This window comes from Pseudomonas sp. LS.1a (genome assembly GCF_022533585.1).
GTDB lineage: Bacteria > Pseudomonadota > Gammaproteobacteria > Pseudomonadales > Pseudomonadaceae > Aquipseudomonas.
In genome coordinates, this window is the sequence record NZ_CP092827.1 from 2,727,138 (window position 1) to 2,741,680 (window position 14,543).

At 61.4% G+C, this 14,543-nt stretch carries 15 protein-coding genes and 1 pseudogene; 13 read left to right on the forward strand and 3 right to left on the reverse strand.

Features of this window, described 5'->3' with window-relative positions:
• Positions 1 to 49 precede the first annotated feature (49 nt).
• The 10 genes from MKK04_RS12675 to MKK04_RS12720 all read left to right on the forward strand — a co-directional run bounded on the left by MKK04_RS12675 (position 50) and on the right by MKK04_RS12720 (position 8,039).
• Entirely contained in the window at positions 50 to 3,766 is a 3,717-nt protein-coding gene (locus tag MKK04_RS12675; RefSeq protein WP_241106740.1) for a phage tail tape measure protein, read from the forward strand.
• Positions 3,767 to 3,775: 9 nt separating this feature from the next.
• Positions 3,776 to 4,621: a phage tail protein gene (locus MKK04_RS12680; protein WP_241106741.1), complete on the forward strand. Its 846-nt coding sequence runs from the start codon at positions 3,776 to 3,778 to the stop codon at positions 4,619 to 4,621.
• Positions 4,596 to 4,805 (forward strand): tail protein X, encoded by a 210-nt coding sequence (locus MKK04_RS12685; RefSeq protein ID WP_241106742.1) that lies wholly within the window; start codon positions 4,596 to 4,598, stop codon positions 4,803 to 4,805. Before MKK04_RS12680 ends, MKK04_RS12685 begins: the two co-directional genes overlap by 26 nt.
• A 59-nt stretch (positions 4,806 to 4,864) precedes the next feature.
• Complete coding sequence (locus MKK04_RS12690) at positions 4,865 to 5,917, forward strand: phage late control D family protein (RefSeq protein ID WP_241106743.1); 1,053 nt, start codon at positions 4,865 to 4,867, stop codon at positions 5,915 to 5,917.
• A gap of 25 nt (positions 5,918 to 5,942) precedes the next feature.
• Entirely contained in the window at positions 5,943 to 6,491 is a 549-nt protein-coding gene (locus MKK04_RS12695) for a glycoside hydrolase family 19 protein (protein WP_241106744.1), read from the forward strand.
• Complete coding sequence (locus MKK04_RS12700) at positions 6,488 to 6,991, forward strand: DUF2514 domain-containing protein (protein WP_241106745.1); 504 nt, start codon at positions 6,488 to 6,490, stop codon at positions 6,989 to 6,991. Before MKK04_RS12695 ends, MKK04_RS12700 begins: the two co-directional genes overlap by 4 nt.
• Before the next feature lie 12 nt (positions 6,992 to 7,003).
• On the forward strand, positions 7,004 to 7,213 hold the full coding sequence (locus MKK04_RS12705) for a hypothetical protein (RefSeq protein ID WP_241106746.1): 210 nt from the start codon (positions 7,004 to 7,006) through the stop codon (positions 7,211 to 7,213).
• 20 nt (positions 7,214 to 7,233) lie between these two features.
• Positions 7,234 to 7,440, forward strand: coding sequence for a hypothetical protein (locus MKK04_RS12710; RefSeq protein WP_241106747.1), 207 nt, complete (start codon positions 7,234 to 7,236; stop codon positions 7,438 to 7,440).
• Between the two features lie 85 nt (positions 7,441 to 7,525).
• A complete protein-coding gene (locus tag MKK04_RS12715) occupies positions 7,526 to 7,834 on the forward strand; it encodes a hypothetical protein (RefSeq protein WP_241106748.1) in 309 nt (102 codons plus the stop codon).
• Complete coding sequence (locus MKK04_RS12720) at positions 7,824 to 8,039, forward strand: hypothetical protein (protein WP_241106749.1); 216 nt, start codon at positions 7,824 to 7,826, stop codon at positions 8,037 to 8,039. The genes MKK04_RS12715 and MKK04_RS12720 overlap by 11 nt, the downstream gene beginning before the upstream one ends.
• A gap of 184 nt (positions 8,040 to 8,223) precedes the next feature.
• Here the strand turns inward: MKK04_RS12720 and MKK04_RS12725 are convergent.
• Positions 8,224 to 8,430, reverse strand: a pseudogene (locus tag MKK04_RS12725) (site-specific integrase); the annotation flags it as partial.
• A 63-nt stretch (positions 8,431 to 8,493) separates the two neighbouring features.
• Complete coding sequence (locus tag MKK04_RS12730; RefSeq protein WP_241106750.1) at positions 8,494 to 9,861, reverse strand: HD domain-containing phosphohydrolase; 1,368 nt, start codon at positions 9,859 to 9,861, stop codon at positions 8,494 to 8,496.
• 171 nt (positions 9,862 to 10,032) lie between these two features.
• Between MKK04_RS12730 and MKK04_RS12735 the strand changes: the two genes are divergently transcribed.
• A complete protein-coding gene (locus tag MKK04_RS12735; protein ID WP_233687511.1) occupies positions 10,033 to 10,959 on the forward strand; it encodes a cytochrome-c peroxidase in 927 nt (308 codons plus the stop codon).
• Positions 10,956 to 12,767 (forward strand): DAHL domain-containing protein, encoded by a 1,812-nt coding sequence (locus MKK04_RS12740; RefSeq protein WP_241106751.1) that lies wholly within the window; start codon positions 10,956 to 10,958, stop codon positions 12,765 to 12,767. The genes MKK04_RS12735 and MKK04_RS12740 overlap by 4 nt, the downstream gene beginning before the upstream one ends.
• Positions 12,768 to 12,840: 73 nt before the next feature.
• On the opposite strand, the gene MKK04_RS12745 is transcribed toward MKK04_RS12740, so the two are convergent.
• Positions 12,841 to 13,098: a hypothetical protein gene (locus tag MKK04_RS12745; RefSeq protein ID WP_207834883.1), complete on the reverse strand. Its 258-nt coding sequence runs from the start codon at positions 13,096 to 13,098 to the stop codon at positions 12,841 to 12,843.
• Positions 13,099 to 13,854: 756 nt separating this feature from the next.
• Between MKK04_RS12745 and MKK04_RS12750 the strand changes: the two genes are divergently transcribed.
• Positions 13,855 to 14,199 carry a hypothetical protein gene (locus tag MKK04_RS12750; RefSeq protein WP_207834881.1) on the forward strand — a complete coding sequence of 115 codons (345 nt, stop codon included), beginning with the start codon at positions 13,855 to 13,857 and terminating at the stop codon, positions 14,197 to 14,199.
• Positions 14,200 to 14,543: the final 344 nt, after the last annotated feature.

Below are 14,543 nucleotides of genomic sequence, written 5' to 3' on the forward strand. Positions count from 1 at the left end.
TCGGATGTGGTGTGGTGGCTCTCGGACTAAGCCGGCGAGGGGGTAGGCAATGGCGTTAAAGCCTTTGATCCTGGTCATCGGGGGTGCCGTCGCTTCAACGGTCGGCACCGCCTTTAAGACGGTCGAAAGCGGCATCCAGAAACTGGAGGCCAAGGGCAACAAGGCCAAGGTGCTGAGAAGCACCATTGGCGAAACCATCAAGTTGCGCGAGGAATGGAAGCGCGCGCACGACAGTGGCGCCGCCGGCGCCGATAAGCTGCAGCGCAAGTTGAACGACAATCTCGACGCCTTGCGCAAGCAGGGTATCGAGGTCGGCCGGCTGGGCCGCGAATATCAGCGGCTGGGCCGCGAGGCGCGCGCCGCCGATCTGCAGATCAAAGGCCACCAGCAGGTTCAAGCGGGCAAGGAATCGCTCAAGTCGAACGTGGGCAAGACGGTGGCGGCCACGGCCGCTATTGCCGTGCCGACGACGATCAGCGCGAATTACCAGGCGATCATCCGTGACATTGCGATCAAGGCTGACATTGCCAACAAGCCCCAGGAGCAGCAGCTAACCCGGACGGTGATCGATACGGCGGCCGATACCGGCATGGCCCGTAACGATGTGGCCGACCTGGTCAACCAGCTGGTCGGCGCCGGCATGGAGCTGGACAAGGCGCTGGCCTATGCGCCGGTGGCGGCCAAGTTCGCCATTGGCCAAGGCGCCTCGGGTGTAGACACCGCGTCGATGATTCAGGCGCTGGAGCAGAACGCCAAGATCAGCGACCCGAAGGTCATGCAGCAGGCGCTGGAGGCTATCGCCTACCAGGGCCAGGCGGGTAGTTTCGAGGCTAGCGACATGGCCCGGTGGTTCCCGCAACTGCTGGCCAACATGGAAAAAAGTGGTATCACCGGGATAGACGCGGTGACTTCGCTGGGTTCCATGCTGCAGGTGCAGATGAAGACCGCCGGCAGTTCGGACGAGGCCGCTAACAACCTCAAGAACTGGATTGAGAAAATCGGCGCCGGCGATGTGGTCAAGGCCTACAAAGACGCCGGCATTGATTACCAGGCTTCGCTGAACACCGGCTTGCAGAAGGGCATGAACGTCATTGAGGCGTCCATGGCCCTGGCCATGAAGTACGTCGAGACGACCGACCCGGCCCAAGCCAAAAAGATCAAGGACGCCCAGGCCAAGATCGATAAAGAGGTTGACCCGGAGAAGGCTAGGGCGGCGCTGGAGGCCCTGGAGAAAACCCTGCGCACCGGCGATATCTTCGCTGACATGCAGGTCAAGGCGGCGCTGACCGCCTACGGGCAAAACCGGGGGCTGTATGAGGAGCTGAAAGCCGATTCCAAGAAGGCCTCGGGCATCCTCGACAAGAACCTGGCCGAGCGCCGCGAAACCTCGGCCCAGCAGTGGGCGGAGACGGTCCAGGCAGCTGACGACGCCATGCGCAGCATTGGCGATGCCATCCGCCCGGCCACCGACATGGCGGCCAAGGGGCTGACCGCTGTTGCCCAGGGCATCACCACGCTGTCGGACAAGTTCCCGGCGGTCGTGACGGGCATTGCCGGCACCGTGGCGGCCCTTCTGGCGTTAGGTACTGCTGCCAGCGCGTACCGGATCGGCAAGGGCGCGTTCAACTTCGCGCGCGGTGCTGTGATGGGGCGTGGCGGCAAGGAAGTCGAGACGCCGGCACGCCGGCTCAGGACCGGCAGTAAGGTGGTCGACGCCGGCCTGGGCGTGCTGGACAAGGTGCTGTCGCCGCGCTCGACCGATGCCGAGCCGGCCAATGATCCGCTCGGGGGCATCAAAGACCCGCAGCGCGTGTTTGTGGTCAATGCCGATGCCTTCGGCAAGATCGGCAGCACCGTCGCTAATAGTGGCCCTGCAGGGCCTGCTAGGGGGAGTCGCAGAAGTCGCCGCCGGGAACGCCGGCGCGCGGCCAAGCAAGGTGCTGCAACGCGTCCGGTGGTGGCGGTCGAAGCGCCCCAGGCGCCGACGCCCAAGCCTCGGGCGCTGCCTGCAGCAGTCACGGCGCTGAACGACGCCGGCGAGCTGGGCAAGGTCGCCCGCTCGATGCGTGGCGTGACGCGCCTGGCCAGACGCTTGCCGGGTGGCAATTTCATGGATGCCGGCACGGCCGCGCTCGATGTTGCCCTGAACGCCAAGACCCAGGACGAAAAAGCCGAGGGTTACGGCGCCGCCGGCGGCAGTCTCGCGGGCACGCTCGCGGGCGCTGCTGCAGGTGCTGCCATTGGTTCGGTGGTGCCGGTCATCGGCACGGCCGTGGGCGGTGCTGTCGGTGCCGTGTTGGGCGGCATGGGCGGCGAGTCGGTTGGCGCCTGGCTGGGCAAGCGTTGGTTTGGTGAGGAAGCGGCCGAGGGTGAGGACAAGCCAGAAACGCCGGCGGCGCCGGGTGAAGCGTTACGCGTAACGCTGGAGCCGCAGGGGGCCACCCCGGGCGTGCTCGATGCCGGCAAACCTGCGCCTGTGGTGGTCGACAACCGGGAGCCGGTTGCCGCGCCATTGCCGGCGCCGACGGCGCCCGCCCTTGGCGATGCCGTGCGTGCCCAGCCCAAGCCTGTTCCGCCGGCGGCCGCGCCGGTGGTGGTACCACCTGCAGCAGCGCCTGCAGTACGGGTTACCGCGCCCAAGGCAACGCCGACCGCACCTGTGGTGGTCGACCGCCGAGAGCCGGTCGCCGCGCCACTGCCGGCACCGGCGGCGCCCGCCCTGGGCGATGCCGTGCGTGCCCAGCCCAAGCCTGTTCCGCCGGCGGCCGCGCCGGTGGTGGTACCACCTGCAGCAGCGCCTGCAGTACGGGTTACCGCGCCCGAGGCAACGCCGACCGCACCTGTGGTGGTCGACCGCCGAGAGCCGGTCGCCGCGCCACTGCCGGCACCGGCGGCGCCCGCCCTGGGCGATGCCGTGCGTGCCCAGCCCAAGCCTGTTCCGCCGGCGGCCGCGCCGGTGGTGGTACCACCTGCAGCAGCGCCTGCAGTACGGGTTACCGCGCCCGAGGCAACGCCGACCGCACCTGTGGTGGTCGACCGCCGAGAGCCGGTCGCCGCGCCACTGCCGGCACCGGCGGCGCCCGCCCTGGGCGATGCCGTGCGTGCCCAGTCCAAGCCTGTTCCGCCGGCGGCCGCGCCGGTGGTGGTACCACCTGCAGCAGCGCCTGCAGTACGGGTTACCGCGCCCAAGGCAGCGCCGACCGCGCCTGTGGTGATCGACCGTCGAGAGCCGGTCGCCGCGCCACTGCCGGCACCGGCGGCGCCTGCCCTGGGTGATACCGTGCGCAACCAGCCCAAGCCCAGCATGCCGGCCCCTGCGCCGCTGCTGGTCAAGCCAGTGGTCATGCCGGCGCCGCGTGCGCCGATGGCCCAGGCGGCGCCGGTGATGCCCCTGGTGCTGGTCGTACCGGCACCCAAGGTCGCCCAGGGCGTACCCGCTCAAGCAGCCCCCCAGCCGGCACCCTGGCCGGACGGGCTGGGCGATGTGGTGCGCGACATGGTGGCCAAGGCGAAAACGCCGGCACCCCGACTGCCCGAGCCGGAAAAGCCAGCCAAGGCGGTCACGGTCAAGCCGCCGCCGCCGAAGGTGGATATGACGTTTACCTTCGCGCCGCATATGCCCATCACGGTGCATGGTGAAGTCAAGGAACCCGATCAGGTGGTGCGCGAGATTGAAGCGCCATTGCGTCGTAAGTTCGATGAATGGGCGCGTGAAGTGCAGGCCCGCATGGCATCGGTGCAGCTGTACGACCAACCACACGTTTAAGGAGGGGTTATGCCCTACATGGAGCAGCTGGAATCGTCCCTGTCGGGGCTGGTTGCAGCTGGGGAGGCGGGGCGCAAGGGCGTGGACGGCATGCTTTCCCCGCTCAATGGCGCCATTGGCAGCATCACCGGTGCCGCGTCGGAGCTGGAAAACATTCCGTTCGTGGGCGGTGAGGCCGGGGCCAAGCTGGGCCGGATCGTGCGCAGTATCAACGTGGCACAGTCCCAGGTGGGGCAAGTGGCGTCGATGTATAGCCGAGCCGTCACCGGCGCCGCCCAGGTGCAGGAACGCCTCGGCACGTTCAAGACGATGGCGGCCAAGGTCACGGCCGAGGCCGGGCGGGTGGCGGGGCTGGTGAGCCCGTCACTGGCCAACATCCTGCCCACGGGCGGGCTGCTGGGTTCGTCCACGCCGCTGCCCGAGGCGGTCGCGCCGTTCCCCCACCTGCTCATCATCCAGCCGCATGACCCGAAAAAGCAGCCGTATTACTTCAACCTGGACACCGCGGCCTTTGACGAACTGCGCCGGCAGGCGTCGTTTCGCTGGGCTGGCCAGGAGCGCCTGCGCCGCAGTGTGGCGCAGCAGGCGGTTGGCCTGGGTGAGGAAAAGATCACGCTCAAGGGCTCGATTTACCCGCACCACAAGGGCGGTATTAAGCAACTGAGCGTGCTGCGCAGTATTGGCCGAAACCTGCAGGCGTTGAAGCTGGTCACGGGCTATGGCGAGGTGCTGGGCGACTGGTGCCTGGTGAGCGTGGACGAAGAACAAAGCCACCTGCTGGCCGGCGGCATTCCACGAAAACAAGGCTTCACCCTGGAGTTTGTGAGCTATGGCAACGACCTGCAGAACGTCTGACGGGGATTTGCTGGATGTGATCTGCCAGCACCACTACGGCAACCTTAACGGCACCGTCGAGGCGGTGCTGGAGGCTAATCCTGATCTGGCCAGGGAGGCGCAGCCGTACCGCGCCGGCCTGCTGATCCAGTTGCCCGACCTGTCGGCGCCAGCGGTCGAGCTGCTGCAGCTGTTCGACCGATAACCCCGCGTTACGCGTAACGAGCCCCGCCCTGTGCGGGGTTTTTCATTTCTGGAGCAAGCATGAAACCGACGTATCGCATAGTCGCGGATGGCAAGGACATTACCGCGCTGATCAATGACCGCCTGTTGCTGCTGCGGATATCGGACAAGCCCGGGATGGAGTCGGACGATTTCGAGCTGCGCATTGACGACCGCGACCAGGCTGTTGCGCTCCCTGGGCGCGGCGGCCGGGTGGAGGTGCTGCTGGGCTATGAGGGCCAGCCCCTCAAGCGCATGGGGGCCTTTACCGTCGACGAGGTGCAGCTGTCCGGCCCGCCGGACACCATGACCATTCGCGGAAAGGCCAGCGACATGCGCGGCAGCGGCAAGACCGTGCGTAGTGGCAGCTGGGAAAACGTGCCGCTGTCGCAGATCGTCAATGAGGTGGCCAAGCGCAACGGCTGGGAGCCGGTGTGCCCGGTGGCCACCAAGATCGAGCGCGTCGACCAGCGCAACGAGTCGGACTTTAACTTTGTCACGCGCCTGGCCAAGCAGTACGACAGTACCGCTAAGGTGGCCGAGGGCAAGCTGCTGGTCATGCCTCGGCAGGGCGGGAGCAGCATCAGCGGCAAGGCCTTGCTGGTCATAACCATCAGCAAAACCGAGGTCGAGCGGTATCAATTCCGCCTCGGGGATCGAGGCGCGCAAAAGGCTGTGCGGACCCAGCACCAGGACAAGAAAACCGGCGCCCTGCAGGTGGTCCAGCTGGACAACGACGAGGCCCCCGCCGGCCTGCCCCCGGTGCATACCGACCGTCATATCTACCCCGACAAGACTGCCGCAGAGCAGGCCGCCAAGGCGCGCCTGGCCGCGTTCAACCGCAGTACCGCCGGCGTGCGCCTAGAAATGGCCGGGCGTACTGACCTGTTTGCCGAATGCACGATCAACGCCCAGGGCTTCAAGGTCGGCTTGGACGGTGAGTACCTGGTGGACAGTGTCGAGCAGGTATTTACCGCCTCGGGCTGGACCACGACCGTCGAATGCAACGGCGGCAAGAAGGGTAAAGCCAAGGCCAAGGGCACCAAGACGAAAACCGAAAAGCCGCTCAAGACCGTAGATGTAGGGCCGGCCTGAGCGATAACTACAGGAGTAAGTAAGCATGAGCGTAACCCCCCAACAGCTGCAGCAGATTCTCCCGAACGCCGGCCCGAAAGCCGGCGTTTTTGCACCCGTCCTCAACGCCGCCATGGGCGCGCGCGGCATCGTCACGCCGGCGCGGCAGGCCGCGTTTATCGCACAGATCGGTCATGAATCCGGCCAGTTCCGCTATGTGCGCGAGCTGGGCAATGACAAGTACCTGGCCAAGTACGACACCGGGTCGTTGGCGGCCCGGCTGGGCAACACGCCGGCGGCCGATGGCGACGGCCAGAAGTATCGCGGCCGGGGCCTGATCCAGATTACCGGCCTGGCCAATTACCAAGCCTGTGGCGAGGCGCTGGGTCTCGACCTGGTCAATCAGCCTGAGCTGCTGGAGCTGCCGGAGCATGCGGCCGCGTCGGCGGCCTGGTTCTGGCAGTCGCGTGGCCTGAACACGCTGGCGGATCGCGGCGACTTCGTCGGCATCACCCGCAAGATCAATGGCGGCGTCAACGGCATCTCCGACCGCATGGTGCTGTGGGAGAAGGCTCGCAAGGTGCTGGGTGTATGACCGGCCCTAAACCGCGCTTGGCACTGCTGATACTGGTGCTGGGCGTAGCGTCCCACTGGGGTGTCTACCTGCATGGCAGGGCGGTGGAACGCGCCGAAGCCGCCCGTGCATCAGCAGAACGTGACAGCAGCGACCGTCTGGCCGAGGTGATCGGCGAACAGGGCGCCCGAAAGGAAGAACAGCGACGCGCCCAGGCGCAGGAGGAGGCAAGAGCCCATGCCCAAGAAGAAAGAACGACTGCTGACGCTGGCAATGCTGGCGCCGATGCTGCTGGCCAGCGGCTGCGCGACCAAGGTGCCAAGCTTGCCGCCGCCGTCAGTTGCTCCGGCACGGATACCGCCGCTATCGCCCGAGGCCAAGCAGCCACCCGCGCCGCCATGGTGCTCTCCGAACTGCGCGACCGGGCTGATGCACGAGCGGGAGAGCTGGCAAAAGCTTATGACCGAGCCCGAATAGCGGGGCAGCTTTGTGAATCGTCCTATAATGCACTGGTTCCATAGCAGGATTAGACAATGAAAAGAACGTTGGCAGGCATAGCTCTCGCCGGCGAACCACTGCTTCGTCAAGCCTTGGAGGCCATACGTGCACATCGAGCAGCCGAGGAGAATGGTTCGCCCATTGAAGAAGTTGAGCGTCTACGTCTGCTCGCCGATTCGCTTTACAACGCGGCCATTGACTACCAGCTGGTCGCAGCTGGTCAGCCACCATCCACTATCCAATGACACCCGCCAGGGGGATGCAAATGAGCGACAAACCGCCACCCCTGTTACCCGATCATCCCATGTATGGCGATGCTGTGGCTGCGATGAAGCGGTACCACGAAGCTCAGGCGGCAGGCGAATCTGCCGAAAAGGTTGAGCGCTTGCGGTTAATTGCCGAGTCGCAGTTCCAGGCGGTCACCGACTACCAGCTCAAAGCGTTAGGCGGTCCCGCTGGCCCGGTTCACTAATTGGGCATAGTCCGCCGAGCGGTACTGGCGCGGTTGCTTTGGCTGATGCTGAAATGCTGTATCTATATACAGTATTTGGTGCAGCATGTACTTCCTCCTCGTTCGCCGCCGCGTGAATGGCGTGGCTATTCCTTCTGATCAGCTCAGGAAAATCCAGCCCCTTCGGGCCGACATCCACATCAGTGACCACTACAGTGAGCCGCTGGGCAGGGTTTCGACCCAGGCCTGGGTATTCAACCCGTCACCTGGACCCGACATCATCCCCCGGCTGCACGACGCCAAGCTCAATGGCATGGCCCAGCTCGGCCTTAACATCAACGGGGTTGAGGAAATTGACGGCGTGCTTTATGCCCAGTCGTGGTGGTGCCGGGCGGTGGGTGCTTATGGCAACTGAGCTTCCGCAGGCCTGGTTGGCCGAGCTGAACGACCAGGTTGCCCTGGTAGCTGATCCTGATGGGCGAGCAGCAGTGCTCGATGAGATGGCCTATGCCGCGCGCCGGCGGCGAGAGGTTGATGACGGCGACCTGGTCGACATGCTGGAGATCGTCGAGTCGGCCAGGCTGTGGGCGCTTGATGAGTCTGAAATTGAATGGGGTTGAATTAGTTCGGCAGAACGCCGGAGGAGGGTGAGCGATACCAATTTTGATACCAATCACTGAGTTTTGCGGGGGGCGGAAGGGGTATTTGGCCCAGCAAAATCAACCGATAAGCACCGCCTAACACCCACTAAATACTGCATGGTGATGTTGGCGGTGGAGATCAAGGAGCTTACCTATCAATAACTTACGTGGCTTCTTCGCAGCTGCGGACCAATTTCGGACCAATCTGGAGCTTTTCCGGCTCCTGCCAGTCGTTGGACGAGTTAATCCAGCGCGCATAAGTCGATAGAGCATCTGCACGCCATGCCCGAGCTGTTGGGCGATAAATGCGGGGGTTGAGACCAGACATTGAACCTATTGTCGCATATGTGAGACGGCAGTCATACGGGGGCGGCCAGGCACCGCGCTTGCCACGATGCTGGTCAAACGGATTCAGCGCCTGCCCGCAACCGGGTCAGCCCGCCGCTGCGGGCGCCGGCTGCAGGCAGGCTGACTGCTCGGGAATCCTGACGAACACGCTGTATTTGCCACCTTCCATTTCTTCGAAGGCAATCAGTTTTTTTACCAGCAGACCGCTCAGTACCTTGCCGGCATTCAATAACAGCATGCCGTTGTCGGCATTGAGGTTGCGCGCCAGTATCATGCCCTCTGCCAGCTCGTGGGTGCTCAATACCTTGATCGCCGGGTCGGTCAAGGTAATGTCACGCATGTATTCGGCACAGACGTTGACGAAGTCTTCCACCAGGTCTGGGTCATACAGCTTTCCAGAATATTTGCGTATGTAGAGCAGTGCCTCATCGCTGTTGAGCTGGCGATCCAGGACCAGTCCGCGCTGCAATTCGATGAAATCCACGGCCATTTTCAGCCAGCGGGCGCCCAGTGGAATTGCCGCGCCTTTCAGGTGGCCCGGAAAACCGCTGCCGTCCCAGCGTTCCTGGTGGTGAAGTATGAGTTGTGCGGCCTCCTTCATTGGCTCCAGGGTCATGACCAGCGCTTCGCTCTGTTTCGGGTATGACCGGTATAGTTCGCGCTCTTGTGGAGGTATGAGATCGGCAGGGCAGGTGAGCATGCTGTCGGTCCAGCTCATCTTGCCGATGTTGTAGAGGGCTGCAGCCATGGTCAGGTTGCGACAGGTACCTTCGTCCAGCCCATGGCTGGCGCAATACACCCGTATCAATTCTATGACCTGCCGGTTGGTCTGCTTGACCTTGGGCAGGCGCATGTTGCCTAACTGCGAAAAGAACTCGGTGCTGGTCACGTAACTGCGCTTGAGTTCTTCATAGGCAAGGTCAAGCATGTCGGCAGTTTGTTGCAGCTCGGCGGTGCGCGCCGCTACACGCTGTTCAAGGCTTTCGTTAAGCGCCTTGAGCTGCTTGATCTGAACCTGAGTGAGCTGTTCCAGGCGCTTTCGTTCGCTTTCCGAATGTTGGTGGGCCAACGCCTGGCGCAAGGTGACCACCAGCTCTTCATCATTCCAGGGTTTGCTGATGTAACGATAGATATGCCCATCATTGATGGCTTTTGCGATGGTGTCCGTGTCAGCGTAACCCGTAAGCAGAATGCGCAACGTGTCGGGAAAACGCTCATGTACGTGCGCCAATAGCGTGGCCCCGTCCATGTTTGGCATGCGTGCATCACTCATCACCAGGTTGATCGGGCGCTGCTGGAGTAACTGCAAGGCATCGGCGCCGTTTTCAGCGAGGAGGAGTTCGTAGGGTTGGTTGCGTAGCAGACGACGAAGGCTGTTGAGAATCGAGGGTTCGTCGTCAACCAGAAGTATCACGGCTTTGTCTGCTGTGCCATCGGTAACGGGTAGCTCCATGGGTCCCTCCTTGCCGGTCTCAGCCAGACTAGTCCCTGGCCACAGCCTAGATGATATTTGCCCCGGCTGTTAGCTTTTGTCGGTTGGCCTCACTATGCTCGGAGACAGGTGCTTCTCGCCAGGGAGGGTTGCGCTGTGCCGATCTGTCTGCAGGTTCGCATCGTTTCCGCGATGCTTGTGGTTTTGCCAGCATTGGCGTTTGCCCAGAGCATCGGTGGGCCGTTGACGCCATTGCCGGCGGTGCCTGAGCTTGACCCTGCCCGGGTGGAGCTGGGACGCAAACTGTTCAATGACCCGCGTTTGTCCCCCGATAACAGCCAGTCCTGTGCTGATTGCCATCGCCTGGACCGTGGTGGCGCGGACGGGCAGGTGCGCTCGCCTGGTGCAGATGGCAAGCCCTTGGCAGTTCACACCCCCAGCGTTTTCAACGCCAGCCTGAACTTCCTGCAGTTCTGGGATGGGCGTGCGCAATCGTTTGACGGCCTGGTGCACCTGGCAACCGGTAGTGCGGACGACAAAGGAGATGGCTGGTCTGCCGTGGTTCAACGAATTGCTGGCGATCCGGCCTACCAGGCTGGTTTTGCCCAAGCCTATGGCAAGCCAGTGACTACCCTCGATGCCAGGGATGCCCTCGTCACGTACCAGCGTACCTTGCTGACACCCGATTCACGCTTCGATCGCTATCTGAAGGGAGATACCAGCAGCCTCAGCCTGGAAGAGAAGCATGGCTATCAGCGCTTCCAGGAATACGGTTGCATAGCCTGCCATCAGGGCGTGAACATCGGCGGCAATATGCTGCAGAAGTTCGGTGTTTTCGATGACTACTTCGCCAACCGTGGCAATGTTGCCGAGGCGGATCGGGGGCACTACAACGTGACCGGTGATCCGGATGACCTCTATCTGTTCAAAGTTCCCAGCCTGCGAAACGTAGCGGTCACTGCCCCTTACTTTCATGACGGTTCGGCGCCTACCCTGGAAGCCGCTGTCGATGCCATGTTTCATTATCAGTTGGGACGTAATCCGAGCGACGATGATAAAGCGCTGATCATCAAGTTTCTGCGGACGCTCACTGGCCAGTGGGAGGGTAAGCCGCTATGAGATTGAACGCGCGGCGCAGTCTTCTGCTGTTGGCTATATGTGCCATGTCGCTGGCGTCGGTGCTGGTCTATTTGTACTGGATGTCCAAATCCGATGAGAATGGTACCTACGCCCAGGCGCGTGATCTGATTCGCCAGATCAAGCAGTACGATGCCCAGTGGGAAGGCGCAGTGCTCAAGTCGCGCACCACTACCAATTACAACTATGACCCGCTGGTGCTGCCGCTGCTGGAAATGAAACGTCTTTGGCGGGAATTCGGCACGCTGGAGGGGCGTCACCCGCAAACAGATATGCTTGCCTGGCAAACGGCCTTTCGCGATTACCAACAAGCCTTCGACGACAAGGTGCTGCTGGTCTCGCGCTTCAAGTCGCACAATGCGATCCTGCGAAACTCCCTGGCTTTTCTCCCGGCTGCAGCGGATGTAATACAGGTGCACCTTCGTCAATTGGTCGATGCCGATACACTGCGCCTGCGCAGAATCACCAGCGATACCTATGACTTGATGCTAAGCAGCCTTGAGTTTGCCCAGACCACAACCGATGAAAAAGCTGCCGACATCCTGGTTGGACTCAACAATCTTTCGGTCAACAAGGAGCGCTTGCCTGTCGACTTTCAGGTGCCTATCGATACCATCAGCAAACACATAGAGTTGATTCTTCGTGAGCAACCCAAGGTCGATCAGCTGCTTGAAGCGATCGAGGCGGTTCCGATCGCCGAGCGCCTGGACGCCATTGCCCTGATGCTGGACCGCGACGAGCAAGCAGCAGCGCTAACGGCTCAGCGATACCATTTCTACCTGCTGGTGTTTTCCACCCTGCTGGTGTTGCTGTTGCTGTACATGGGGATATGGCTAATGCGCAGCTATGCCGAAATTAACCGTGTAAACCGAGCGCTGGTGAGCGCCAACGACGAATTGGAACAGCGGGTTGAACGGCGCACCCAGGCACTCACCCAAGCCAGCGCTGCACTGCAGCGCGAGGTGGATGAACGCCGGCAACTCGAAAACCAGTTGGTCCAGTCGGAAAAGCTCGCCTCGCTCGGTCAGCTGGCAGCCGGCGTCGCCCATGAGGTCAATAACCCGATTGGTTTTGTCTCGTCCAACCTCGGCGCACTGGATGATTATTTCAACCGTTTGCAGGACATGCTCAAGGCATATGCTGACGCGGAAAATACCCTGATTCCGAACGGGCTCAGCGCGGAGCTGGCGAAATTGCGCACGGAAATCGAGCTGGACTACTTGCTGGAGGACATTCCGGCGCTGATCCGCGAATCCAAGGACGGTATCAGCCGCGTTGCGCGGATCGTCAAGGACCTCAAGGACTTTTCACGAGTAGACAGCAGCCATGACTGGCAACTGGCAGACCTGCATCAAGGCATAGAGTCAACATTGAACATTGTTGCCAGCGAACTCAGGCACAAGGCAGACCTTGTCAAGAATTACGGCGCATTGCCGAAGGTCGAGTGCCTGCCTTCGCAGATCAATCAGGTAATCATGAATCTGCTGGTCAATGCCACCCAGGCGATGGGCGCCGAGCGTGGCAGAATTACCCTGCGAACCGGCGCCAGTGACAATTGGGTGTGGATCGAAGTTGCAGACAATGGGTGTGGCATTCCTGCCGAAAGCCTGCAAAAGATCTTCGATCCGTTCTACACGACGAAGCCCATCGGCCAGGGCACCGGGCTGGGATTGTCACTTTCGTACGGAATCATCAAGCGTCATGGTGGCGAGATCCGCGTAGACAGCGAGGTGGGTGTCGGTACGACATTCAGGGTCGAACTGCCCATCCGTCAGGCCAGGTCGGCCTGAACCCGCCCCCGAGGGCACCAGGGAGGGAATGCAAAATGCTGTGCCCCCTGGGACATAAGCGCAAACAAACCCTTTAAGTGTAGTGGTGAGGATAAAGCTTCATGTCGTGTTCCAGCTTTTCGGCATCCGTCACCCGTTTGCGAACCTCGGCATAAAATTGCTGGCTGTGATTCTGGAATCTTTTATAGTTCTGCGCACTTGCTTTCAGGGCTGCCTTCAGCTCGTCTCCGTTCAGGCCTTCAGCTTTTTTTTGGGAAACTACATATTTTTGCCAGCTGTTTTCTACTTGCGAGAGCCCTTGTGCTAGGGCTTGAGTCTCGATTGTCGCCATGGGTGCATCCTCTTCAAGGCCGGTTCTGGCCAGATGGTATGGATCGCTAGAGCGACGATGCAGATGCAGGGTACTGAGGCCATCGAAAAAGCGCCCGAACGTGGAGCTTAGCTTGTATGTAGAGCTTTGCGGGACAGTCCAGTGTCAGGATGTTGGAACGGGAATTGCTGCGACCCTGAGGCATCGATCATGCGGGGTACGCAGAAATGACTCAGAATGACCGCTACTACATGATCTTCGTTGTGGTTGCTGTGCTGGTCCTGGATCTGGCAGCGACGTTTGTGTTTCTGAAGGCCATCGCCTGATCCCCGTTTGTGGGCCCAGTTGCACCCGAAATCGGGGGCTTCGGCAGGGTGACAACCCGGCTCGGGCAAGCCTTGCCCGCTCTCTGTCGGGTTCATGGCCACACGGCACTGCAGGCCCCGAGTCGAGCGCCAGCTGAAATCTCGCGCAAGAAGACCATGCGCTTGCGGCCATGCCTGTGCGAGCCCACTGGAAAACAAGGGAAGCTCGCCCAGGCTGGCCGATCTGGAACATGCCGAGTAACCCACGAACCAGGTTATCTTCGCGGGGAGAGCCCGCCCCTTGAACCGATATAGCAAACAAGCCTAATGCCCGGGTGACATTGAGCAGTAACATGGGCAAACCAAAACAAAAAAAGGGCATGCGGCTTGGCAACACTTTACCAGGTTACTCGATGGGGTAGCAGGAGTGTGTCGCGTGAAGAGCTCAAGGTCGGTAGCAGGCGCAATACTGATGTCTACTTTCGCCACACTGTTCATGGCAGGCTGCGCACATGACCCCGATGTGCGTGAGGGCCATGGGTATGCGTCCGGAGCCACGGAAAGAAGTACGCCGGCGTACCTGGGGTGCGTCAAAAGCGAACTTCCAGGGCGTGTGAAAACCTACCAGGTCGATGGTGACAACTCGGTCAAACTGTTCGTCGATAGCACCGACCCCAACAAGGCGGGTGGCTTGGTCGAGGTGCGGGGCACGGGAGCCCGGCAACAGTTCAGGGCTTATCAACGCGATGCCTGGTACGACCACGGCAGGCTGCTGGACGCCGCGCTGATGTGTTCAAAACCAGTGGCTGGTCTCTGAGCAAAGTAGCCAAACTCAAGTTTGGCCAGGAGACTGCCAATTTTTTGCCTGCGTCCACTTGAGTGGGTCTGACCGGGAAGTGCCATCCGTTTGCATCCATCAACATGGCCGAAGGTACTTTTACGTACGCTTTCCCAAATAAGGTCAACTTTATTTTATTGATCAAGAAACTATTTGTGACTATTTAATTCGGAATAGCAGGACACTCGGGTCGCCGTGTTGGTGTAGTCGTCAGCGTTGTAAGTCTTTCCGAGTTATTTATAGAAAACCGACTGGCGTTTTAGGGAGGGCATGCTATTTCTGGATATACGAGTGCGACTGCTCGGTCGTGCTGTTGACAAAGG

Coding starts and splice junctions, on each gene's coding strand:
- MKK04_RS12685 (WP_241106742.1), top strand. CDS start 4,596: ATGGCAACGACCTGCAGAACGTCTGACGGGGATTTGCTGGATGTGATC.
- MKK04_RS12750 (WP_207834881.1), top strand. CDS start 13,855: ATGTCTACTTTCGCCACACTGTTCATGGCAGGCTGCGCACATGACCCC.
- MKK04_RS12745 (WP_207834883.1), bottom strand. CDS start 13,098: ATGGCGACAATCGAGACTCAAGCCCTAGCACAAGGGCTCTCGCAAGTA.
- MKK04_RS12715 (WP_241106748.1), top strand. CDS start 7,526: ATGTACTTCCTCCTCGTTCGCCGCCGCGTGAATGGCGTGGCTATTCCT.
- MKK04_RS12680 (WP_241106741.1), top strand. CDS start 3,776: ATGCCCTACATGGAGCAGCTGGAATCGTCCCTGTCGGGGCTGGTTGCA.
- MKK04_RS12690 (WP_241106743.1), top strand. CDS start 4,865: ATGAAACCGACGTATCGCATAGTCGCGGATGGCAAGGACATTACCGCG.
- MKK04_RS12740 (WP_241106751.1), top strand. CDS start 10,956: ATGAGATTGAACGCGCGGCGCAGTCTTCTGCTGTTGGCTATATGTGCC.
- MKK04_RS12675 (WP_241106740.1), top strand. CDS start 50: ATGGCGTTAAAGCCTTTGATCCTGGTCATCGGGGGTGCCGTCGCTTCA.
- MKK04_RS12710 (WP_241106747.1), top strand. CDS start 7,234: ATGAGCGACAAACCGCCACCCCTGTTACCCGATCATCCCATGTATGGC.
- MKK04_RS12720 (WP_241106749.1), top strand. CDS start 7,824: ATGGCAACTGAGCTTCCGCAGGCCTGGTTGGCCGAGCTGAACGACCAG.
- MKK04_RS12735 (WP_233687511.1), top strand. CDS start 10,033: ATGCTTGTGGTTTTGCCAGCATTGGCGTTTGCCCAGAGCATCGGTGGG.
- MKK04_RS12705 (WP_241106746.1), top strand. CDS start 7,004: ATGAAAAGAACGTTGGCAGGCATAGCTCTCGCCGGCGAACCACTGCTT.
- MKK04_RS12695 (WP_241106744.1), top strand. CDS start 5,943: ATGAGCGTAACCCCCCAACAGCTGCAGCAGATTCTCCCGAACGCCGGC.
- MKK04_RS12730 (WP_241106750.1), bottom strand. CDS start 9,861: ATGGAGCTACCCGTTACCGATGGCACAGCAGACAAAGCCGTGATACTT.
- MKK04_RS12700 (WP_241106745.1), top strand. CDS start 6,488: ATGACCGGCCCTAAACCGCGCTTGGCACTGCTGATACTGGTGCTGGGC.